This is a genomic window from Nocardia sp. NPDC024068, from assembly GCF_040638875.1.
Taxonomy (GTDB): Bacteria; Actinomycetota; Actinomycetes; order Mycobacteriales; family Mycobacteriaceae; genus Nocardia.
Window position 1 is genome coordinate 130,868 of record NZ_JBEZYU010000001.1, and the last position, 20,225, is coordinate 151,092.

Consider the following 20,225-nt stretch of genomic DNA (forward strand, 5'->3'; position numbering starts at 1 on the left):
GTTCGTTAAACGCTGATCCTGTGGTCGTTCCGGCGGGTATGCGGACACGATTCCGGGGTAGGCGCACACAAGATCGTTCATCCCGACGCCCAGGAGGTTCACTGTGGCCGCACCGACCGCCCTCGCTCTGGTCTGCACACTGAAGAAATCGCCCGCCGACTCGAGCAGTGACCTGATCGCGCACCAAGTGCTCGACGAACTCGCCCGGCACGGTGTCGAGGGCTCGGTGGTACGCGTGGCCGACTACGACGTCGCGCCCGGGATCACCGCCGACGAAGGCGACGGAGACGAATGGCCCCGCATCCGAGAGCAGATCATCGCCGCCGATATCCTGCTGATCGCCACCCCGACCTGGCTCGGGCATATGTCCTCGATCGCGCAACGCGTCCTGGAGCGGCTCGACGCCGAACTCTCGGAGGCCGATGGCGAAGGCAGGCCGGGGATGGTGGGCAAAGTGGCCACGGCCGCCGTTGTCGGCAACGAGGACGGAGCACACAAGATCGTCGCCGATCTCTTCCAGGGCCTCAACGATATGGGATACACGGTCCCCGCCCAGGGCTGCACCTACTGGAATGATCAGGCGATGGGCGGCACCGACTACAAAGACCTTCCCGCCGTCCCCGATGCGGTGGCCACCACCACCGCAACCATGGCACGCAATGCCGCCCACGCGGCTCGCGTGCTCACCACGCAGCCCTACCCGGCCTACACCTGAACCGGGGCCCGGCCGCGCAGTCGGCCTCGCCCCACGGAGGCGAGGTCAGCCACCGACGGCCACCACCACCAATCCCACGGCCACGGCCGCGACCAGGGCGACCAGCAACAGGGTCAGGATGATGGCGAGGGTGCCGGTCGGCGGAAACCGATTACTGGTTCGCGGTTCGGGTGCGGACAGACCACTGGTCTGAGGGGTCTCCGGCGGTGTGGCACCCGGTGTCACCCCACCACCGGGTTCCAGGTCGGGGTCCCGGGCCGGACCGGGATCCTGTGCAGGATTGTCGGCCATCGAATCACACCTTCCTTCCACCTGGCGCGGTCACCGGTGTCGAGGTCATTCCCCACGCAGCCCCATCACGTGTCCCCACCGCGGCGTCAACGGGCTCGCTGGAACCGCTCGTGAACGTAGTGCGGTTTCGGGGAGCAGCACCGCGTCGACACACGACTCGCTCCACCAAGCCGATACGACTTCTCCTCATCGCGGGACCCCTGTCCGCACGCCGACGGGGAACATACCGCTCGGGTATGTTCCCCGCACGCCGACCGGTATTACCGGCCCTGTCGCGAACGCTGCCGCGCCTCGTTTACATCGGCCTCGGAGCGCGCTTTCTCGGCTTCGGCTTCCTTCTGCGCGACCTCACGCTGCGATTCGCCCTTGTCCTGCTGGGCGACACCTTCGTCACGCAGTTCGTCGTTCCCCAGAACCGTGCCACCGACTTCCTTGGCTTTGCCCTTCACGCCCTCGACAGCACCTTCCAGACCTTCCCGCGGGCCAGACTGTTTATCGGCCACGATATCTACCTCCGAATGCTCGGTTGTTCGGGCGGACACGAGGCGCGTACCCGGGATCCGATGGTTCAATCCGAGCCGAAAAGGCCCGCCGGTCGCCCGAGCACGCCGCGACCGGCCGGATTGGCAGCCATCGCCGGGGGTAGTGCGCCAGTTCCGATTAGAGGAGAAAGGAGCCGGCCAGGTGGGTTTTCCCGAACAACAGCAGGATGTTCCCGGCGTCCAGTCACGGATGGACCCGGTACCCGACTGCGGTGAGACCAGCTACCGCGGCACCGGGAAGCTGACCGGAAAGACGGCGGTGATCACAGGCGGGGACAGCGGTATCGGCCGCGCGGTGGCCATCGCCTTCGCCCGTGAGGGCGCCGATGTGTTGATCTCCTACCTCGACGAACACGACGACGCGCGGGAAGTGGCCGAACTGGTGGACGACGCGGGCCGGCGTGCGGTCACTGTCGCGGGCGATCTGTCCAGCCCGCCTCCATCAAGAGGCGAAACGGTCCCGGCCACCACGCCGCATGCGCCGCAGCCACCACATCACCGGCCAAACCATCGACGGCCGCCGGGTCTACACCATCGCGCCCCGACGTGGGCCGACCTCGCCGTGGCATATCTTCCACCTGCACCCTCCGGGTAGCGACTGAGGCGCCGGTCGAGGCCGCGAGGCGAGATCAGTCTTCGCCCGTCTCGACCGGCCGCAGCGGTGTGGTGGCGGGTCCTTCCAGTACCTTGCCGTCGATATCGAAGCGCGACCCGTGGCACGGACAATCCCAGCTGGTTTCGGCGTCGTTGAACGCGACCAGGCAACCGAGGTGGGTGCAGACCGCGGAAACGGTGTGCAGCCGTCCGGCCTCGTCCCGGTACACCGCGCAGCGCTGGCCCGACCTGCGCATCACGGCTCCGCTGCCGGGTGCGAGGTCGTCGGAGGAGTCCCGGAAGGTGCTCGGAGCGAGGCGATCGCCGATGAGGTGGCGGCCGACGTCCAGGCCGGACTTCAACAGACTGCCACTCTCGACGACCGGGTGGAGCCGACGCGGATCGTAGATTCTCGCCCACGGCAGTGGGTCTCCGGCCAGTTCGGCGGCCAGGATCCGGCCACCCGCGATCCCGTGGGTCATACCCCAGCCACCGAATCCGGTCGAGACGTAGACATGTCGCGCACCGGGATGGAAGCGCCCGATATAGGGCAGATCGTCGGAGGTCGTGTTGTCCTGAGCACCCCAGTGGTAGTCGATCGAGTCCACCGGGAAGTGCTCGCGCGCCCAGGTGGCGAGCCGGTCGAACCGGTCCACCGTCGATGCTGTGCCCGGCCGTAGATGTTCACCGGTGACGATGAGCAGTCTGCGGCCGTCACGGTACGGCGCGGTACGCACCGAACGTGTGTTCTCTTCCGGGGTGATGTACATCCCGGAAGGGTCGGCGTCGGCGCTCAGTGGGCCGGCGACGGCCAGTTCTCGCCGCGGCTGTAGCCGGGTGAACAGCAGCGCCCGGTCGAACACCGGATAGTGCGTCGCGATCACCACATCACGGGCCCGTACAGTCGCGCCGTCTTCGGTCGACAATCGGCAGGGATCTCCCTCGTCCAGCCCGAGCACCCGGGTGCGTTCGAAAATCCGGCCACCGCGCCGGGTCAACTCCGCGGCCAAGGCGAGCAGATAGCGCCGGGGATGGAACTGCACCTGGCCCTCCACGCGGATCGCCGCCGCCACCTCGAACGGCAGCCCGGTCTCGGTGACCAGCGACGCGGAAAGTCCCGCCTCGGTGGCGGCGGCGGCCTCCGCACGGATCTGATCGACACCCTCCGGCGCGGTGACGTAGGTGTAGGCCGGTGCCCGTTCCAGTTCGCAGTCGATGCCCAGGTCCGCGGCCGTTCGTACCAGATGCTCGACGGCGTCCTGCTGGGATCGGGCGTACATGCCGGCCGTCTCGGCGTCGAAGGACGACCGCAACGAGTCGTAGACCAGGGTGTGCTGCGCGCTCACCTTGGCAGTCGTGTATCCCGTCGTTCCGCTGACGATCCGGTCCGCCTCGAGGACCGTGACCGACCGGCCGGTGCCGGCGATCTCCCAGGCACAGCAGAGACCGGCGATACCACCGCCGATCACGGCGACATCGGCATCGATATCGCCGGTCACCCGTGGATACGATGTCTGCTCGGTCGATTGCATCCAGTAGGACTCGGGCACTCCGATCGGTGAGTTCATAGCGCCCGGCTACCCCGGACCGGGCCGCCGACACGTGTCCGTCCGCGCCGCCGCCGTTGCGTTACCACCAGGTCACCCGACGTACCGGCGGGTTGCGGACCTCGCCACGGACGCGGCGTATTCGCGCTGCACTCTTTCGGCGCACAGTTCGTCGAGGCCCGGATGCATCGGGACCCCGGTGAGATCCGCATCCCGCGGGTGCTGGGGGTGTTCTCGATCGCCCGGCACCCGGCCGCGCGCTCAGAGGCCGCTGCTCGCCTTTGCCAAGAAGTCGGCGAGCAGGTCATAGTCGATATCTTGGCCTTCGACGATATCGACGGTCTTTCGTTCCCCGTTGCCCATCGACCTGAGCACTCCTTTGACTGCGTCGACCTCGGCGGCATTGAACAGCATGAACGACACCTTGTTCTTCCCGGCGTGGATCACCGCGGCATGTCTGCCGTTCTTCAGGAAGTGCGGTTTTCCGTACTGGATCTGCTCATCGACGGTGGGGATCGTCGTGCGGATCATCGCACGCAGTTGCCGGCAGATATCGCTCTGCCACGGCGGCAATTTGTCGATGTAGCGAGTGACTTCGTCGGCCATGGTGCCCTCCTGGGATTCGATGGCGATCAGGTCTCGCGGATCGCCTGACCGGGCCGAGCGGAACGCGCCGGCGCCCCAGACCGCGGGTCGGATGACCGCATGCGACGATGATCACACACTTGATAGTTAGATGTCTAACTATCAAGCATCGAATAGGATGGGAGCATGAGTGAGAACACCCCCGAACGCGACTCCATCGACGCCGTCGTCGCAGCGTGGGCGCGTGAACGCCCGGATCTGGACCTGACCGCGATCGGACTGGTCGGCCGCCTGGGCCGGGCGGCTCTTCTCCTCCGCCCGGCCCAGGAGCGAGTTTTCACCGAATTCGGGCTGCAGCCAGGCGAATTCGATGTCCTGGCGACTTTGCGCCGGGCCGGCCGGCCGTACACACTCATCCCGTCACAGCTCTCGGCCGCGCTGCTGCTCACGAGAGCGGGAATGACCAACCGGATCGATCGATTGGTGGCATCGGGCCTGGTCGAACGCACACTCGACCCCAATGACCGGCGCAGTTTCCACATCCGGCTGACCGAAAAGGGCTACACCACGGTGGACGAGGCGATGACCGCGCATACCGCCAACGTCACGCGACTACTGTCCGCACTCCCCCGACCGGGGCAGGCCGCCCTCGAAGACCTCTTACGAACTCTGCTGCACACGCTCGAATCCCCCGACCATCCGGACAGCGAGTAAACCGGCCCGGACCGGCGAGTCGACCGCGCCGAAGTGCAGCTGCGGCGCGGTCGACTTTCCCGGCGGCGGGCCGGCGGGGATATCAGTCCGCTTGCGCCACCGCGCCGAGCAGATCCCGGACCCGGTTGGCGACCGTCATGAATTCCGGCGCCTCCATCGTCGTGGCGTAATTCCGGTGCGCGGGCAGGTCGACGTCGAGCAATTCGATGATCCGGCCCGGCCGCGGGCTCATCACGACCACCCGGTTGGCGAGGTAGACGGCCTCGGCCACCGAATGGGTGACCAGCAGTACCGTCGTGCCCGTTTCCCGCCAGATCCGATGCAGCTCGACGTTCATCCGCTCCCTGGTGAGCGCGTCGAGCGCACCGAACGGCTCGTCCATCAGCAGCACCTCCGGTTGGTGCAGCAGGGCCCGGCACAGCGAGACCCGTTGCTGCATGCCGCCGGAGAGTTCGTGCGGCAGGGCGTTCTCGAATCCCTCGAGTCCGGTCATCTCGATCAGACGCGCGCATTCGGCCGCGGCCGCCCGTTTGCTAATACCGCGCATCTCGGCCTGGAGCAGGATGTTCTTGCGGACGGTCCGCCATTCCAGCAGTGCGGCGCGCTGGAATACGTAGCCGATATTGCGCTGCGGCCCACGCACGGGGGCGCCGCCGAGTTCGACGCTGCCCCCGCTCGGATCGGTGAGGCCGGCGACGACCTTCAGCAGTGTCGATTTACCGCAGCCGGACGGACCGACGATCGAAACGAATTCGCCTCGACGAACCTGCAGGTCGACATCCCGGAGTGCGGTCACCTCGCCTCGGGTGGACGAGAACCGTACGGTCAGGTCGGCTACCGCGACCGCGGTATCGGTGCGGGCGATGGTGTCGGTGGATGTGCTCATATCGTCACCTGCTCTGGTCACGGCTTGCTGGTGGGTGTGAACTGCGAATCCCAGTACTTGGCCGGGTCCTCGGCCTTGTCGAGGAGTTTCGCGCCGCTGAGGACATCGACGGTGGCGCGCCAATCGGCTTCGGAATTGGTGCCCGGCGCCTTACCCGCGGTCTCCGGTGTGCTGAGCAGCGGGATGGTCTGCTGCCACTGCTGGAGCAGTACCTGCTGCGGCGGCAGTTGCGGATCCTTGCCTTCCATCGCGGCGACCGCGGCCTCCGGTTTCGCGACCGCGGCGGCGAAGGCCTCGCTGGTCGCATCGACCATGGCCTGCACCAGTTCGGGCGAGGATTCGATGGTGGCCTGATTCGCGATCAGGCCATTGCTGAAGAAACTCAGGCCCTGATCCGAATAGCGCAGGTAGCGGACCTCCTTACCGCTCTTGTTCGCGATGGTGGGACCCTGGTCGTGCGCGAATCCGATGAGCCCGTCGACGCGGCCCGAGAGCATCGCCGACATCTTGCCCGCCGAGTCGAGACTCTGCTGGGTCACCTGATCCGCCGGAACGCCCGCCTTGTCGAGATAGACCGGGAAAGTCGTCGTCGGCGCGTCACCCGCGGAGACGGCAATGGTCTTACCCGCCAGATCGGCCGGGGTCCGGATATTCGAATCGGCGAATACCTGCACTGCCGACGGCGTGGTCTGTAGGAAGACGCCGACGCTCTTGATCTTGACGCCCTTGTCGATATTGCCGAGAACAGCCGGGGTATCGGCCCAGCCGAAGTCGGTCTGTTTCGAACCGGTGGCCTGCGCGGTTTTGGTCGAGCCCTGGCCGGCCGAAATCTTCAGATCTATTCCGTGCTTGGCGAATATGCCTTCTTGCACTCCGTAATAGAACGGGGCGTGCTCGCCGTAGGGGTACCAGTTGAGCATCAGCGATACGGCGGTGGTCTGCCCGTCGGTGCCGGGATCCTTCGCGGCGGTGCCGCCGCCTCCGCAACCGGTCAATACCAGGACCGAGGCCACCGCGGCGGCGCCGATCGTCGTGAGTGTGCGAATTCCGAATTTCATGCGAGTTCTCCAGCTGTGGCGCTAAAACGGTTGTTCGACGTGCTCATGCCGCGCCGACGACCGAGGCCGTGGATCGACGGGAGGCGTGCCATGGGATGAGGAACTGCTCGGCGATTTCGATGATCGCGAACAGAATGATGCCCAGCAGGGACATGATGATGAGGGCGGCGAACAGCATCGCCGTGTCGATATTTCCGTTGGCCTGCAGGATCACATAGCCGAGCCCCTCGTTCGCGCCGACGAATTCGCCGACGACGGCGCCGGTGACCGCAAGGGTGGCGGCGATCTTGAGACCGGACATCAACTGTGGCAGTGATGCGGGAAAACGCACCTTCACGAACGTTTTCCAATTGCTCGCCCCCATGGTCGAGGTGAGCTCGAGGATCTCGGGATCCACCGAGCGCAGCCCGGCCATACCGGAGATGACGATCGGGAAGAATGCCATCAGTACGGCGACGAGGATCTTGGGGCTGGTACCGAAACCGAGCCAGACGATGAACAGCGGTGCGATCGCGATCTTGGGTATGACCTGCGCGAAGAGGATGAGCGGGTACATCGTTCGCTCGATACCGCGTGAGTAGATCATCATCAGCGCGACGGCCTCGCCGATCACCGCGGCGATAACGAAGCCGACCACCGTTTCGTAGGTCGTCACCCAGGTGTTCTCGAGCAGGTACGCCGAGTTGTCGGCGGCGGTGCGCCAGGTATCCGCCGGCGACGGCAGGATATAGGGCTCGACGAACTCGAACTCGGTGACGGCCCACCATGCGACAACGAGCACCGCCACCAGGGCGAGCGGCCGCCACATGGTCGACCACAGGGTGGAGAGAGATGGGAGCTTCCGGCGCCGAGTGCGGACGGGTTTCGTCGCTTTCGGTGCGGAGGAACTGGCCTCGACGGACGTGACTACCGCCATCTGGAGTCCTAAAGCTAGTAGTGGAGCGGGGTTCGCACTGCACCCGCCGGGAATGCGCTTTCCGAAGCTTGAACCGAGGCTAGTGTGACCGGACCCACACTGTCAAGAGTTTCTAATCTCCGCAGGTCAGAGCGATTACAAAAGGCTGCTCTCGCGAAGAATCACCCGGCCGGGCACGAATTCGTGGATATGCGAGGTCGTTGCGGAGTCGTCGAGCGCGAGCGCGACGGCGCGCTCTCCGATGTCGACCAGCGACAGCGCTACCGTCGACAGTCCGGGCACATGGTCACGCAGCGTCGGGATATCGTCGAACCCGGCGACGCAGACATCACCGGGCACCGCGAGGCCGAGTTCACGCCACGCCGCGATCGCCCCGATCGCCATCACGTCGCTCACGGCGAATACGCAGGGCACGACGTCGCCGGCCGGTCCGGGACGCAGCTCCAACGCGGCGGAAAGGCGGCGGGCGGCGCTGAAGCCACCGTCGCGAGAGAAGTCCCCCGCGATCTCCACCAGCGGTGTCACGCCGTGAGTCGCGAGAGCTTCGACGAAGCCGTTGCGCCGGTCCACAGCGGTCCGGATATTGCCCGGCCCGCCGATGACGGCGAAATCCCGGTGGCCCTGCTCGAGGAGCGCGTACGCCAATTGCGCTGATGCGGCATGGTTTTCCGGTTCGACCGCGGCCCCGAAGGGCAGCGGCTGCCCGATCACGACAACCTTGCCGCTGTTGTCCAGATACCGCGCGCATTCCTTCTCCAGATCGCGGTCGAGATCCCCGCTCTGACGTGAACCCGCCAGGATGATCGCATCGGCGCGGTGCGAGATGAAGGTACTCACGGATTCGCGTTCGATATCGAAATCGCGCTGCGTGCTGGCCAGCAGGACGAGCTTGCCCGCCCGGCGCGCCGCCGTCTGGACGCCCTGCACGATCGAGGAGAAGTAGGGGTCGGCGATATCGTGCACGACGAGCCCGATGAGTCCGGTCGAGGACCGCGCGAGGGCCTGGGCCTGGGCATTCGCCACATACCCCAATTCGGCGGCGGCGGCGCGGACCCGATCGGCGACGCCTTCGCCGGGAACCCGTGACGAGCCGTTGAGCACGCGAGACGCGGTCGCCAGGGATACGCCCGCCCGGGTCGCGACGTCTTGCAATCTCACAGCCGCCATGGATTCGTGCCTCGTTCTCTCGGTACGCGGGGTTGACCGGACTTCGCGACTAGCATAGCTTGGAAAGCGCATTCCGACGCTGACTTGTCCACTCGAGAAGTGCGGTTCCCTCCGCACCGTCCACGACCCGTTCTGCGGTCGTCGGCCACGCAAATCAGAAGAGGCACATTCCCATGCCCGATTCCACTCCCCCGCGCACGCTCCGCATCGCCATGAACGGCGTCACCGGTCGCATGGGCTACCGCCAGCACCTGATGCGATCGATCCTGCCGATTCGCGACGGCGGTGGATTGCTGCTCGCGGACGGCACCCGTGTTCTGGTGGAACCGATCCTGGTCGGCCGCAATGCCGCGAAGCTCGCCGAACTGGCCGAACAACACGGCATCGCCGAATGGAGCACCGACGCCGCCGCCGTTATCGCCGATCCGTCCGTCGATATCTACTTCGACGCGCAGGTCACGTCCCGTCGCGCCGAGGCCCTCGCGGCGGCGATGAAAGCGGGTAAGCACGTCTTCACCGAAAAGCCGACCGCCGAGACCCTGGCCGAGGCCGTCGAACTCGCCAGAGTGGCCGCGAACGCCGGCGTCACCGCGGGGGTCGTGCACGACAAGCTCTATCTGCCCGGCCTGGTGAAGTTGCGCAGGCTCGTCGACGAAGGATTCTTCGGCCGGATCCTCTCGCTGCGCGGCGAATTCGGCTACTGGGTTTTCGAGGGCGACGGCCAGCCCGCCCAGCGGCCCAGCTGGAACTACCGGGCCGAAGACGGCGGCGGCATCGTCGTCGATATGTTCTGTCACTGGAACTACGTGCTCGAGGGCCTACTCGGCACGGTCGAGGCGGTGACCGCGAAGGCGACCACCCATATCCCCACTCGATGGGACGAACAGGGCACGCCGTATCCGGCCACCGCCGACGATGCCGCCTACGGGATCTTCGAGATGGCGAACGGCGTTATCGCACAGATCAACTCGTCGTGGGCAGTGCGCGTGTACCGCGATGAGCTCGTCGAATTCCAGATCGACGGAACACACGGCTCCGCCGTCGCCGGTTTGCGCACCTGCGTGGCGCAGCATCGCTCGCATACGCCCAAGCCGGTCTGGAACCCGGACCTCCCGGTCACCGAGCCGTTCCGTGACCAATGGCTGGAGGTGCCCGCGAACGCGGATCTGGACAACGGCTTCAAGTTGCAGTGGGAGGAGTTCCTCACCGACGTGGTGAACGAACGGCCGCACCGATACGGGATGCTCTCCGCCGCGCGCGGCGTCCAGCTGGCCGAACTGGGACTGCGCAGCTCCGCCGAAGGCCGCCGCATCGAGATCCCGGAGGTCACGCTGTGAACCCGACGTCCACGGGTGTGTCGGTCGTGCTGCCCATCGACGGCAGGCTCGAACCCTACGTTCTCGGCGCGCCGGGCGCGTGGACCCGGCCGACGCGGCCGATCACCTCGCGCGTGGCTTTCGCGGCCGCACATGTGATTCCCGCTGCGACGGCGGACAACACACCGGGTGCGCCCGCAACCGTCGACTGGGACGCGACGTTGGCCTACCGCCGCGAACTGTGGTCCTACGGGCTCGGTGTCGCCGATGCCATGGACACCGCACAGCGCGGAATGGGTCTCGACTGGAAAGCGACGGCGGAATTGATCCGGCGCTCCGGCGCCGAGGCGGCGGCTGTCGGCGGCAGACTCGCCTGTGGCGCCGGAACCGATCAGCTCGACCTCGCCGGCCTCCCCGCCGGCCCGGCCGGACTCGACAGGATCGTCGATGCCTATCGCGAGCAGATCGACGTGGTGACCGACGCCGGAGCGCAGGTGATCCTGATGGCCTCGCGGGCACTCGTACGTATCGCCGATTCGGCCGCCGACTACCGCTACGTCTACGAGAGATTGCTGGCCGGTGTGGATCGGCCGGTGATCCTGCACTGGCTCGGCACCATGTTCGATCCCGCGCTGTACGGATATTGGGGCAGCGCCGATATCGATACCGCGACCGAGACCTTCCGCACGCTCATCGAGAACAACAGAGCGAAAGTCGACGGCGTCAAGGTCTCCCTGCTCGACGCGGCGCACGAAATAGCATTGCGGCGCGCGCTGCCCGACGGGGTCCGGCTGTATACAGGCGACGATTTCAACTATCCCGAGCTGGTCATCGGTGACGAGCACGGGCATTCGGACGCGCTGCTGGGAATCTTCGCGGCGATCTACCCGGCCGCCTCCACCGCGCTACAGGAACTCGACAACGGTAATACGACCCGCGCCTCGGCGATCCTGTGCGCCACAGAGGAACTCGGGCGTCATATTTTCGCGGCGCCGACCTATTACTACAAAACGGGTATCGCGTTCCTGTCGTGGCTCAACAACAAACAACCCGGCTTCTCGATGGTGGCAGGGCTGTCCACGGGCCGATCCGTACCCCATATGGCCGAATTGTTCCGGCTCGCGGATAAGGCCGGCCTGCTGTCGGACCCGGAACTGGCCGCGCACCGGATGCGGATCTACCTCGAACTGAACGGAATTGGATCATGACATCGGTTGCGGCAGCGGAAAAGCCGTACGATCTGGCCGACCCGTACCGGTCGCTGTCGCTGAACACCGCGACGACGAAAAGGTGGACCCTCGCCGAGGCGGTGGACGGGGCTGCCCGTGCGGGGCTCGGAGCGATCGGACTGTGGCGCGATCGGGTCGACGAAATCGGGGCCGCGGCCGCGGCGAAGATCGTCACCGATGCGGGGTTGCGGGTCTCCAGTCTCTGCCGCGGCGGCTTCCTGACCGAGCCGGGCGACGGGCAGGCGGCACTCGACGACAACCGCCGCGCCATCGACGATGCGGCGACACTGGCCACGCGGGAACTGGTGATGGTGGTGGGCGGTATGCCGGACCGGAACCTCGCCGCCGCGCGGGCGCGGGTGGACGAGCGGCTCGCTCTGCTCGTCCCGTATGCGGCCGAGCGCGGTGTCCGGCTTGCCCTCGAACCGCTGCATCCGATGTTCTGCGCCGACCGTGCGGTGATTTCGACACTGGCACAGGCGTTGTCGATGGCGCAGCCGTATCCCGCGGAGACCGTGGGTGTCGTGGTCGACACCTTCCACATCTGGTGGGATCCCGCACTGGAAGAACAGATCGCACAGGCCGGCGCGTCCGGGCGGATCAGCTCGTATCAGGTGTGCGACTGGTTGAACCCGATGACCGCCGATCCGTTGCTGTCGCGGGGCATGATGGGCGACGGGGTCATCGACTTCGCGACCATCGGCCGATGGGTTCGCACGGCCGGTTACCGCGGCGACGTCGAGGTCGAAATCTTCAATGCCGCGGTATGGGCCGGCGACGGCCACGAGGTGCTCGCGACGATGAAGCAGCGCTACCGTGATCTGGTCCTTCCCTCACTTCTGGACTGAGCCGGGCCCGGCAGGCCGCGGCCGTCCTGAGCAACGGCCTCGCCGGCTACCCGGCAGCATTCGCCGCCGCCGGCGCGGCGGTCCGGTCCGGCGGCCTGTTCGTCGCGGCAGTGGCCCTGCCGGAGGTGATCGAGGGGCCGTCCGCGGCGGTGAGACCGGTCCGGCCGCACCGTGGTTAGGATGGCCCGAGTCGTTGCCACACCAGCAGCGCTGCGCGGGCCATAGTGGTCGGATGGGCAACAACGCCACGATCGCCGCCGCGTTCGAACCGCTGCTACGAGCCACTTTGGGCCCGCGCCCTGCGATCGGGTTCGAATTCTGGGACGGCAGCACCATCCTCCCGGAGGGTGAAAGCCCCGGCACGTTGCGCGTGCGATCCGAGGATGCGCTGCGCCACCTGGTCTGGGCGCCCGGCGAACTCGGCTTGGCACGTGCATTCGTCTCCGCCACAGTGGATCTCGACGGCGATATCTTCAAGATGCTGCGAGCACTCCAGTCGACCGCGCCGAACGACGCCCGGCTCGGTCCGGGGGCGGCCTGGCAGGCCATCGCCGCGGCGCGGCAACTCGGGGCGCTCGGCCGCCGCCCGCGGCGACCGCCGGAGGAGGCGCGACCCGAGCGCGGACCGTTGCACACCAAACGTCGCGATGCGGCGGCGATCAGTCATCACTACGACGTCGGCAACGATTTCTACCGGCTGGTGCTCGGACCCAGCATGACCTACTCCTGCGCGCGGTTCGTGCCGGACGGCGACGGCTCATTGGAGGACGCCCAGCGCGCCAAACACGACCTGATCTGCCGCAAACTGGGCATGACAGAGCAGCGGAATATGCGCCTGCTCGACGTGGGATGCGGCTGGGGTTCCATGGCGATGCACGCGGCGTCGGCCTATGGGGCGCGGGTCGTCGGCGTCACCATCAGCAGTGCTCAGGTCGAGCTCGCCCGCCGGCGGGTCGCCGACGCGGGGCTGTCGGGCAGTGTCGAGGTCAGGCTCGCCGATTACCGGGACCTGCGCGGCGAAGAGTTCGACGCCATCTCCTCGATCGGTATGTTCGAACACGTCGGCTCCAAGCGTGCCGCCGAGTACTTCGACACCATGCGCGCACTGCTGCGCCCGCGTGGCCGGCTGCTCAACCATGCCATCTCCTCGCCGGGCGGTTCCATCATGCAGAGCCGCTCGTTTATCGGGCGCTATGTCTTCCCGGACGGCGAACTCGTCGACGTGGGCGAGGTGGTGTTGGCCATGGAACGCGCCGGATTCGAAGTTCGTGACGTCGAAGCCCTGCGCGAGCATTACGCGCGCACTCTTCGCAGGTGGGTTGCGAATCTGGAAAGCGCTTGGGAACAGGCGGTTCCACTCGTCGGCGAAGGAAGAGCCCGGATTTGGCGGCTCTATATGGCGGCCTCCGCCCTGGGCTTCGAGGACGGCGGACTCGGGATTCACCAGGTACTCGGTGTGGTGCCGGAAGCCACGGGGAACGCCGGCATGCCCGCGACCCGGCGGCTCTGGGAATAGACACGCGGAAACAATCGCGTCACCCTCGGTGTGGTTGCGCAACGACGTCGATGTTCATCCCGATGGCGCGCAGCCGCTCCGTGAGCACGTCGCCCATTGCTGTCGCGGGAGTGAGAATTCCAGACAATCCAGGAAGCCGGGCGCGGTCGAAGGCCAGGCACAGGCCGCTCTCACCGAGCATGACCGCGGTGGCCTGATACCCGGGATCCCCCTGCCCGGCGCAGGTTGCCAGGTACTCCGCGCCCGTGGAGGTGCGGGCGTGGGTCGTCATCCGGAACCACCCCTGCGCGCGTTCGTTTTCGTCCGGTCCGGTGCCCGGCGCGGGCAGGATCCGATCCAGAAGCCGGCGACCCGCCGACGACCTCGACAGCACTCCGACCGCGCGCATTCCGGCGGCGACACCGCCCGCCGCCGTGGCGGCGATCAGCGGCGCCGCAGGCGAGGTTCCCGCGTCCATCACCTCTCGGTAGCGGAAGTTCGCGCCGTAGACCCATCCGAGCAGCCCGTTGCTGCGGCGCACGATCTTCGTATTGTGCGGCGCCATGACAAATGTCCCGACCCAGCCCCGCAGGCTCGGGGTGATGGCAGCCGCGCGCCCGAAGGCGTGATCGGACTGCCGGCCGACGCGCGGTTCCCTCGATCTGTCCGGGCTCAGCGAATAGGGATCCGAGATCAGCACCTTTGTGGCCGGATCCGCGGCGATGGCTTCCCACATGGCACGCGCGGAGTCGATGGTGCCGCCGCTGACACCACCTTTCACCGTCGCGACGAGAGTTGTGTCCTCCAGTTCGCCGGCATTGTCCGCGACGACGGCACGATACAGCTGGTAGACGCTCAGGTCCGAAGGAATCGAGTCGAAACCGCAGGATGTCACGATCTTGGCGCCGGTAGCGACCGCCCGCTCGTGATACCGGTCGATCACGTCCCTGGTGAAGATCGATTCTCCGGTGAGGTCGGCGTAGTGGGTGCCGGCCTTCGCGCAGGCGGCCACCAGCGGTAGACCGTACCGCTGGTACGGACCGACGGTGGTGATCACGACCGCCGTCCGTGCGGCGAGGGCGTCGAGACTGTCCTGATCCGCGGCGTCGGCGACGATCAGTTGCCAGCTCGCCGCGCCCGATCCCAGTCTGTCGCGGAGTGCGCGCAGTTTCTCCGGTGAACGCCCGGCCAGTGCGATTCGTGCGGATTCTCCAGCGGCGCCGGAGAGGTACCGCGCGGTGGTTTCGCCGACGAAACCTGTTGCGCCGAAAAGGGTGAGGTCGAACTCCCGATACTCGGCCATGGTTGCCTACTTTCTATGCGTACTGGACGCGGGGTCGCTCTGGAGGTCGTTCTCGCGTGATGTTCACGGTGTCGTCACTGCGATTACCGGTCGGATGCGGGTGGCGCGGACAGTCGTCGACGAGGTCGAGGCGACGGTGATCGAGAAAGCGGCCGCGACGATTGCGGGATACATCCACCATGGGCCGCCCGGGATCGGTGACCCGGTTTTGACGATGCTGTAGGGAGTGACGGTCGCTGCCGCCGCCATCGTGCCGAGAACAACCGCGATAAGGGTGACGACGGCACTTTCGACTCCCACCACCCCCAGTACCTGGTTCCGTGACGACGAGGTCAACTGGAGGAGGCCGAACTCTCTGCGGCGCTGCCAGGTCGCTGCGATCGACGAGTTGGCGACCGCAATCGAACAGAAGGCGATGATCATCGCGACTATCAGGTAGTTCGCCGCCGCGAACTGTGGGCCGATCTCATTCGGTGTACGACCGGCGATACTGTCTTCGGTGCTCTGCATGTACAGAGTGCCGGTAGCGATGCCGACGAGCAAGGTCAGTGTGCCGACGACCGTGCTCGCATCGGCGGCGCGGGCGTGCAGGTTACGCACGGCCAAGCGGCCGACACTGCTCGAAATCAGGGGCGCGGTCCACCCGACCGCCGCAACGACGAGAGGACTCAACAGCGCCAGGCCGATGGCGACTCCGATGCATGCGGGCCCGGCCACCGCGGCGAGCAACGGTCCGTCGGCCATGGACAGCGTTCCCGCTCCGGAGCCGATGCCGATCAACACGAAGGTCACGCCCACGATCGCCTTGACCCGCGACAGCACCACCGCCTCCGCACCCGATGCGTCGGCCAGTGCGAGTACCGGGGCGATCCTCGCCGCGCGCCGGCCCGCCAGCACCGCCGCCGCCACCGCGGAGAGCAACGAGACCGCCGCGCCCACTGCGAGGGTCGTCCCGTTCACGGAGAGCCCGATCGACGCATCGACCACACCGGCCGCGGACATCCGGCCGAGCAGGAACGCGCCGAGACCGATTCCCGGTACGAGGCCGGCCGCCACCGCGGGCAACGCAACGATGGTCGTCTCCCCCAGCACCATCGCGCGCACCTGCCGGGGCTCCGCTCCGATCAGCCTGAGCAGAGCCAGCTCCCGTCTGCGCTGCTGTATTCCGAGGGCGACCGTGGAGGCGATGCCGAACGCCACGACGACGACGGTCCAACTCCCCATGATCGCCGCCAGGATGGCCAGCGATTCTCCGCTGTCCCCCGGTGCGCCCATACCGGTCTCGGCCAGCACGGCAAAGGCCGTGAGCAACGACGTGCCGGCACCGATCACACACCCGGAAGCGATATACGCCGAGACCCGCGCGGAGACCGTGCGCAGGGCGATACGCCACATCATCGGGCGCCACCCCGCGAGACGACGCCGTCGGTCAACCGTGTCATCTGCGCGGCCACCTGCGCTGCACTGGGGTGCGGCACTACGTCCGCCACTCGCCCATCCGCGAAGAACACGACGGCGTCGGCCACCGCTGCGGCGACCGGATCATGGGTGACCATCACGATGGTTCGCCCCCAGTTGTCGACCGCCTCTCGCAGCAGACTGAGCACTTCGGCAGCGGAGCGGCTGTCCAGAGCGCCGGTCGGCTCGTCGGCGAAAATCACCGCGGGAGCACTGAGCAGCGCTCGGGCAATCGCCACTCGCTGTTGCTGACCGCCCGAAAGCGCCGCGGGTCGCGTCTGCGCGTACTGCTCCAGGCCGAGCCGCGCCAAGATCTCACGCACGGCACCTTTCGCTATCGGCCGGGCGGCGAATTCCATGGGCAGCGTGACATTCTGTGCGACCGTCAAGGTCGGGACCAGGTTGTAGGACTGGAAGATGAAGCCGAGCCGGTCGCGGCGGAGACGGGTCGATTCGGCCTCGTCGAGGGTCGTCAGTTCGGTTCCCTCGATCGAAACCGATCCTGATGTCGGCTGATCCAAACCTGCCGCGCAGTGCAGCAGCGTGCTCTTCCCCGAGCCGGAGGGCCCCATCACCGCCGTGAACGTCCCACGCGGAAACCCCAAGCTCACGCCATCGAGGACCCTGGCAGCGGTAGCGCCTCCCCCGTACACCTTCACCACCTGACGCAACTCCACGCTGTACCGCGCGGATGCGACCGGGTGCGACCTATTTCCTGAGTACATCGTACGAGTCATAAATACACCGTACCCGACCTCGCCGGAAGCCATAGAATCCTATGGATAACATCCAGTAAATAGCCATTTATCTCACCAGATTGCTCGTTTTCGACACACTTGACCGCTCCGGGTAGGCTTTCGTCACCGAACCGAATTACGTGACGAAAAGAGGATCGCATGCCGACCTGCCGAACGTGCGGCCGCGAACTGCCATCCGCGACCCGCGGCCGGCCCGCGAAGTACTGTTCCCGCGCATGCCGGGCGCGGGCATACCGGGAACGTGTCGCCGAAAAGCAGCAGGCCGGCGAACCCACGGACTCGCCGGGCACCGCGCTCTCCGTCGATCGCATTGTGCGGGCCGGGATCGACCTGATCGACCGCGAAGGCGGCGCCGGCCCGTCCATGCGCCGCACCGCCGCCGAACTCGGCGTCGGGGTGATGTCCCTCTATCGCTACGTTTCCGGAAAAGAGGAACTCGGGCGACTCATGATCGACACGGTCTTCGGCGAGCATCCGTTACCGGAACCCGGCCCAGCGGGCTGGCGGGCCAAACTCGAACTCTCCGCCCGCAACGAATGGCAGATATATCGCGAACACCCCTGGATTCCGCAGCTTTTCGCCCTGACAACCCGGCCGCCGATCGCACCGCAACTGATGTCGTACACCGACTGGCGTATCCGCGCGGTCGACGACCTCGGCCTCGAATTCCCCACTATGGTCCGGATAGCGATCATGGTTTCCACCCACACCCAGAGCTCGGCCTATCCGCTGGCGGTGGAGCAGTTCGCGCACGACACCCGCGAGGAATGGCTCGGCGCCCGAAGCGGCAGAATCCAGGAAGCGTTCACCTCGAGCCCGCTGCCGATGATCGCGCAGTTCGGAGCCGACGCTTTCGAAGCCTCACAGCCGCACAGCATCTTCGAGTTCGGGCTGCGCTGCCTACTCGACGGCGTCGAAAAGATCATCTCCGACCGACCTGCCGGCTAGCGCAGCGGGAGCGCCGCCGACGGCGACCTGGCCGCCACTGGCGGCGGCTCCTCGACGACCCGCCGTTCTCGACGTTGTCGAGTTGGGCGGCCCTCAGCCCCTCAGCATTCGCTCGGTGCGGGCTCGCCGCGCAGGCGCGCATCGATCCAGCCGCCGAGTTCGGGATAGCCGGTGACATAACCGATCAGATGCTCGCCGCCCACGACGCGGAAGATGGCGGAAACACCACGGCTGCACTGTTGCTCATACATGCGCCGGGCGTCGTCGAGCGGAATCCACGGATCGTGCAGGCCGTGGTAGATGTACAGCGGTACGGTCGAGGTCCGGCCGGTCAGGTCCAACCGCTCGAACATTTTCGCGGCGAACGGGGTGTCGAGCGCGTTCGCGGTATTCGCCGCGACGTCGATCGGAATGCCGACCACACCGAGAGGCCCGGAGGCATCGCCGCAGATATCACGCAGTGGCGAGGTCGCGACCCATTGACCGAGATGATTCATGTATCGCAGGATCTCGGGGTGTTCGCGGGCGACCGCCAGCGCGACCGTCAACAGGATTCCGGAGGAGATGTTGCCGTTGAACTGGTGGGCCACGCTCGAATTGTCGGTGACCAGACCGCCCGCTGCCGCGCCGATCAGCACACCCGCCAGATCCGGTGCGTACTCGTCGAGCAGCATGGCCGCCGCGTACGCGGCGATCGCACCACCGGAATAGCCGATGGCCACATATCGGCTGGCACCGAATTCACCCGGGACGTGGGCACGGACGGCGCGGATGGCGTCCAGCATCACATGTGCGGCGATAGTGGGTTCGGCGTAGGCCATCAACGGACCCTCGTGGTCCGGCATGAGGACCGCGTGTCCCTTGCTCAGCGCCCACCAGACCGACGGCAGGAAGACCGGGAGATCGGTGTTGGGCCGATCCAGGAGACCGTGCGACAACTGATATCCGGGGGTGCAGTGCGAGCCGAGCGAGTTGATCGGCATCGCGTTCACCTCCACCGGCCGGGGCCCGGGTCCGGTCCACGCAGTCGCCGGGACGATCAGTGTCGCGGTCCCGAAGGACGGACCGCCCGAAGCGGAGGTGGACCGGAATTTCAGCAGCGTCGCCCGCGAGATGGGCGTCGCCATTCTCGCGGCGGTCGTGGTGGTGATGTCACGCGTTTCGATGATCTGGCCCGGCGACAGGGTCGCGAGGCCGGCGGGCCAGGCGTCGAACATCGGATCGTCCGTCGCCGACGGCAATACCGCGCGCCACAGCGCCGCTTCGGGCTCACCGCCCGCGAACCGGGCCGGGGCGGGGATCGTGCCGTCGATCCACTGCTGCAGAGGTGACGGGTTCTCGACCGCCGGTGCTCCCGAGTCCGCTGTGGGATCCGCGTGCGCACGGGACGGCGGCCCGCCCAACGACGTACAACCGACCAGCACGGTCACCACGATTGCCAGCAGCGGCTTCACGACCCTCACCCTCATTCCGAGAAAATCTTCCTCAGTATCGACAGTCGCCGGCCTCGATCCGCCACGATCGACGAGATCGATGGCCGTTCACAGCAGATCATCGGCCCCACTGTGGTTTCCGCCATACCGGGGAGTTCGACGCGACAGCGACCGCCCGGCCGTGTGTAATTGCCAGAGGCGCAGGGGCCGAAGGCATCCGGCGTCTTCGTGGCGAATTCACACGGCATCGGGGGCCCGCGGTGACAAGTACGAACCCGACGCCACGATGACCGGAAAACCGCTCGCAACGACTACTGTTCTATCCGTCTAACCGCTTGTCTGCCAGGGCATTTCACTGTGCTGGGTGGACACGCGGCGGCTTCTGCGTGCCTTCGGCGGCATCGACCCGAAGGCAACTTCAC

General features: G+C 66.7%; 19 protein-coding genes and 1 pseudogene. 8 read left to right on the plus strand and 12 right to left on the minus strand.

From position 1 onward, the window contains the following. The first annotated feature begins 103 nt into the window (after positions 1 to 103). A complete protein-coding gene (locus tag AB0F41_RS00655; RefSeq protein ID WP_357420509.1) occupies positions 104 to 715 on the plus strand; it encodes an NAD(P)H-dependent oxidoreductase in 612 nt (203 codons plus the stop codon). Positions 716 to 760: 45 nt separating this feature from the next. Here the strand turns inward: AB0F41_RS00655 and AB0F41_RS00660 are convergent, their stop codons facing one another. Further along, complete coding sequence (locus AB0F41_RS00660) at positions 761 to 1,006, minus strand: DUF6480 family protein (RefSeq protein WP_357420510.1); 246 nt, start codon at positions 1,004 to 1,006, stop codon at positions 761 to 763. 260 nt (positions 1,007 to 1,266) lie between these two features. Further along, entirely contained in the window at positions 1,267 to 1,509 is a 243-nt protein-coding gene (locus AB0F41_RS00665) for a CsbD family protein (protein ID WP_357420511.1), read from the minus strand. A gap of 181 nt (positions 1,510 to 1,690) precedes the next feature. On the opposite strand from AB0F41_RS00665, the pseudogene AB0F41_RS00670 reads away from it, so the two are divergent. Continuing rightward, a pseudogene (locus tag AB0F41_RS00670) lies at positions 1,691 to 1,984 on the plus strand (SDR family NAD(P)-dependent oxidoreductase); the annotation flags it as partial. A gap of 193 nt (positions 1,985 to 2,177) precedes the next feature. On the opposite strand, the gene AB0F41_RS00675 reads toward AB0F41_RS00670, so the two are convergent. Together AB0F41_RS00675 and AB0F41_RS00680 are read right to left on the minus strand one after the other, a co-directional pair. Beyond that, positions 2,178 to 3,710 (minus strand): FAD-dependent oxidoreductase, encoded by a 1,533-nt coding sequence (locus AB0F41_RS00675; RefSeq protein ID WP_357420513.1) that lies wholly within the window; start codon positions 3,708 to 3,710, stop codon positions 2,178 to 2,180. Between the two features lie 240 nt (positions 3,711 to 3,950). Beyond that, a complete protein-coding gene (locus AB0F41_RS00680) occupies positions 3,951 to 4,295 on the minus strand; it encodes a DUF1801 domain-containing protein (protein ID WP_357420515.1) in 345 nt (114 codons plus the stop codon). A gap of 165 nt (positions 4,296 to 4,460) precedes the next feature. Between AB0F41_RS00680 and AB0F41_RS00685 the strand changes: the two genes are divergently transcribed. Next, the gene (locus AB0F41_RS00685; protein ID WP_357420516.1) at positions 4,461 to 4,988 is read left to right on the plus strand and encodes a MarR family transcriptional regulator; all 528 of its coding nucleotides are present in this window, start codon (positions 4,461 to 4,463) and stop codon (positions 4,986 to 4,988) included. Between the two features lie 82 nt (positions 4,989 to 5,070). On the opposite strand, the gene AB0F41_RS00690 is transcribed toward AB0F41_RS00685, so the two are convergent. The 4 genes from AB0F41_RS00690 to AB0F41_RS00705 form a co-directional block, all read right to left on the minus strand. Then, entirely contained in the window at positions 5,071 to 5,874 is an 804-nt protein-coding gene (locus AB0F41_RS00690) for an ABC transporter ATP-binding protein (RefSeq protein WP_357420518.1), read from the minus strand. A 17-nt stretch (positions 5,875 to 5,891) separates the two neighbouring features. Further along, the gene (locus tag AB0F41_RS00695; RefSeq protein ID WP_357420520.1) at positions 5,892 to 6,932 is read right to left on the minus strand and encodes an ABC transporter substrate-binding protein; all 1,041 of its coding nucleotides are present in this window, start codon (positions 6,930 to 6,932) and stop codon (positions 5,892 to 5,894) included. Between the two features lie 43 nt (positions 6,933 to 6,975). After that, complete coding sequence (locus tag AB0F41_RS00700; RefSeq protein ID WP_357420522.1) at positions 6,976 to 7,848, minus strand: ABC transporter permease; 873 nt, start codon at positions 7,846 to 7,848, stop codon at positions 6,976 to 6,978. A gap of 135 nt (positions 7,849 to 7,983) precedes the next feature. Then, complete coding sequence (locus AB0F41_RS00705; protein WP_357420524.1) at positions 7,984 to 9,015, minus strand: LacI family DNA-binding transcriptional regulator; 1,032 nt, start codon at positions 9,013 to 9,015, stop codon at positions 7,984 to 7,986. Between the two features lie 173 nt (positions 9,016 to 9,188). Between AB0F41_RS00705 and AB0F41_RS00710 the strand changes: the two genes are divergently transcribed. The 4 genes from AB0F41_RS00710 to AB0F41_RS00725 all read left to right on the plus strand — a co-directional run bounded on the left by AB0F41_RS00710 (position 9,189) and on the right by AB0F41_RS00725 (position 13,924). Further along, complete coding sequence (locus tag AB0F41_RS00710) at positions 9,189 to 10,352, plus strand: Gfo/Idh/MocA family oxidoreductase (protein ID WP_357420526.1); 1,164 nt, start codon at positions 9,189 to 9,191, stop codon at positions 10,350 to 10,352. After that, positions 10,349 to 11,539, plus strand: coding sequence for a dihydrodipicolinate synthase family protein (locus AB0F41_RS00715; RefSeq protein WP_357420527.1), 1,191 nt, complete (start codon positions 10,349 to 10,351; stop codon positions 11,537 to 11,539). The genes AB0F41_RS00710 and AB0F41_RS00715 overlap by 4 nt, the downstream gene beginning before the upstream one ends. Beyond that, entirely contained in the window at positions 11,536 to 12,408 is an 873-nt protein-coding gene (locus AB0F41_RS00720; RefSeq protein WP_357420528.1) for a sugar phosphate isomerase/epimerase family protein, read from the plus strand. The genes AB0F41_RS00715 and AB0F41_RS00720 overlap by 4 nt, the downstream gene beginning before the upstream one ends. 232 nt (positions 12,409 to 12,640) lie before the next feature. Beyond that, positions 12,641 to 13,924: a cyclopropane-fatty-acyl-phospholipid synthase family protein gene (locus tag AB0F41_RS00725; protein WP_357420529.1), complete on the plus strand. Its 1,284-nt coding sequence runs from the start codon at positions 12,641 to 12,643 to the stop codon at positions 13,922 to 13,924. A gap of 19 nt (positions 13,925 to 13,943) precedes the next feature. Here the strand turns inward: AB0F41_RS00725 and AB0F41_RS00730 are convergent, their stop codons facing one another. The 3 genes from AB0F41_RS00730 to AB0F41_RS00740 all read right to left on the minus strand — a co-directional run bounded on the left by AB0F41_RS00730 (position 13,944) and on the right by AB0F41_RS00740 (position 17,326). After that, positions 13,944 to 15,206: a saccharopine dehydrogenase NADP-binding domain-containing protein gene (locus AB0F41_RS00730; protein ID WP_357420530.1), complete on the minus strand. Its 1,263-nt coding sequence runs from the start codon at positions 15,204 to 15,206 to the stop codon at positions 13,944 to 13,946. 63 nt (positions 15,207 to 15,269) lie between these two features. Then, positions 15,270 to 16,604: an FtsX-like permease family protein gene (locus AB0F41_RS00735; RefSeq protein WP_357420532.1), complete on the minus strand. Its 1,335-nt coding sequence runs from the start codon at positions 16,602 to 16,604 to the stop codon at positions 15,270 to 15,272. Beyond that, complete coding sequence (locus AB0F41_RS00740) at positions 16,601 to 17,326, minus strand: ABC transporter ATP-binding protein (protein WP_357420534.1); 726 nt, start codon at positions 17,324 to 17,326, stop codon at positions 16,601 to 16,603. The genes AB0F41_RS00735 and AB0F41_RS00740 overlap by 4 nt, the downstream gene beginning before the upstream one ends. A 234-nt stretch (positions 17,327 to 17,560) precedes the next feature. Between AB0F41_RS00740 and AB0F41_RS00745 the strand changes: the two genes are divergently transcribed. Continuing rightward, positions 17,561 to 18,370, plus strand: coding sequence for a TetR/AcrR family transcriptional regulator (locus AB0F41_RS00745; RefSeq protein ID WP_357420535.1), 810 nt, complete (start codon positions 17,561 to 17,563; stop codon positions 18,368 to 18,370). 101 nt (positions 18,371 to 18,471) lie between these two features. Here AB0F41_RS00745 and AB0F41_RS00750 read toward each other — a convergent pair whose 3' ends face one another. Continuing rightward, complete coding sequence (locus tag AB0F41_RS00750; protein WP_357420537.1) at positions 18,472 to 19,824, minus strand: lipase family protein; 1,353 nt, start codon at positions 19,822 to 19,824, stop codon at positions 18,472 to 18,474. Positions 19,825 to 20,225: the final 401 nt, after the last annotated feature.

What these genes read in the sequence shown, in the direction of transcription:
- AB0F41_RS00660 (WP_357420510.1), bottom strand. Translation starts at nt 1,006, where the DNA reads ATGGCCGACAATCCTGCACAGGATCCCGGTCCGGCCCGGGACCCCGAC.
- AB0F41_RS00675 (WP_357420513.1), bottom strand. Translation starts at nt 3,710, where the DNA reads ATGAACTCACCGATCGGAGTGCCCGAGTCCTACTGGATGCAATCGACC.
- AB0F41_RS00680 (WP_357420515.1), bottom strand. Translation starts at nt 4,295, where the DNA reads ATGGCCGACGAAGTCACTCGCTACATCGACAAATTGCCGCCGTGGCAG.
- AB0F41_RS00685 (WP_357420516.1), top strand. Translation starts at nt 4,461, where the DNA reads ATGAGTGAGAACACCCCCGAACGCGACTCCATCGACGCCGTCGTCGCA.
- AB0F41_RS00690 (WP_357420518.1), bottom strand. Translation starts at nt 5,874, where the DNA reads ATGAGCACATCCACCGACACCATCGCCCGCACCGATACCGCGGTCGCG.
- AB0F41_RS00695 (WP_357420520.1), bottom strand. Translation starts at nt 6,932, where the DNA reads ATGAAATTCGGAATTCGCACACTCACGACGATCGGCGCCGCCGCGGTG.
- AB0F41_RS00700 (WP_357420522.1), bottom strand. Translation starts at nt 7,848, where the DNA reads ATGGCGGTAGTCACGTCCGTCGAGGCCAGTTCCTCCGCACCGAAAGCG.
- AB0F41_RS00705 (WP_357420524.1), bottom strand. Translation starts at nt 9,015, where the DNA reads ATGGCGGCTGTGAGATTGCAAGACGTCGCGACCCGGGCGGGCGTATCC.
- AB0F41_RS00710 (WP_357420526.1), top strand. Translation starts at nt 9,189, where the DNA reads ATGCCCGATTCCACTCCCCCGCGCACGCTCCGCATCGCCATGAACGGC.
- AB0F41_RS00720 (WP_357420528.1), top strand. Translation starts at nt 11,536, where the DNA reads ATGACATCGGTTGCGGCAGCGGAAAAGCCGTACGATCTGGCCGACCCG.
- AB0F41_RS00725 (WP_357420529.1), top strand. Translation starts at nt 12,641, where the DNA reads ATGGGCAACAACGCCACGATCGCCGCCGCGTTCGAACCGCTGCTACGA.
- AB0F41_RS00730 (WP_357420530.1), bottom strand. Translation starts at nt 15,206, where the DNA reads ATGGCCGAGTATCGGGAGTTCGACCTCACCCTTTTCGGCGCAACAGGT.
- AB0F41_RS00735 (WP_357420532.1), bottom strand. Translation starts at nt 16,604, where the DNA reads ATGATGTGGCGTATCGCCCTGCGCACGGTCTCCGCGCGGGTCTCGGCG.
- AB0F41_RS00745 (WP_357420535.1), top strand. Translation starts at nt 17,561, where the DNA reads ATGCCGACCTGCCGAACGTGCGGCCGCGAACTGCCATCCGCGACCCGC.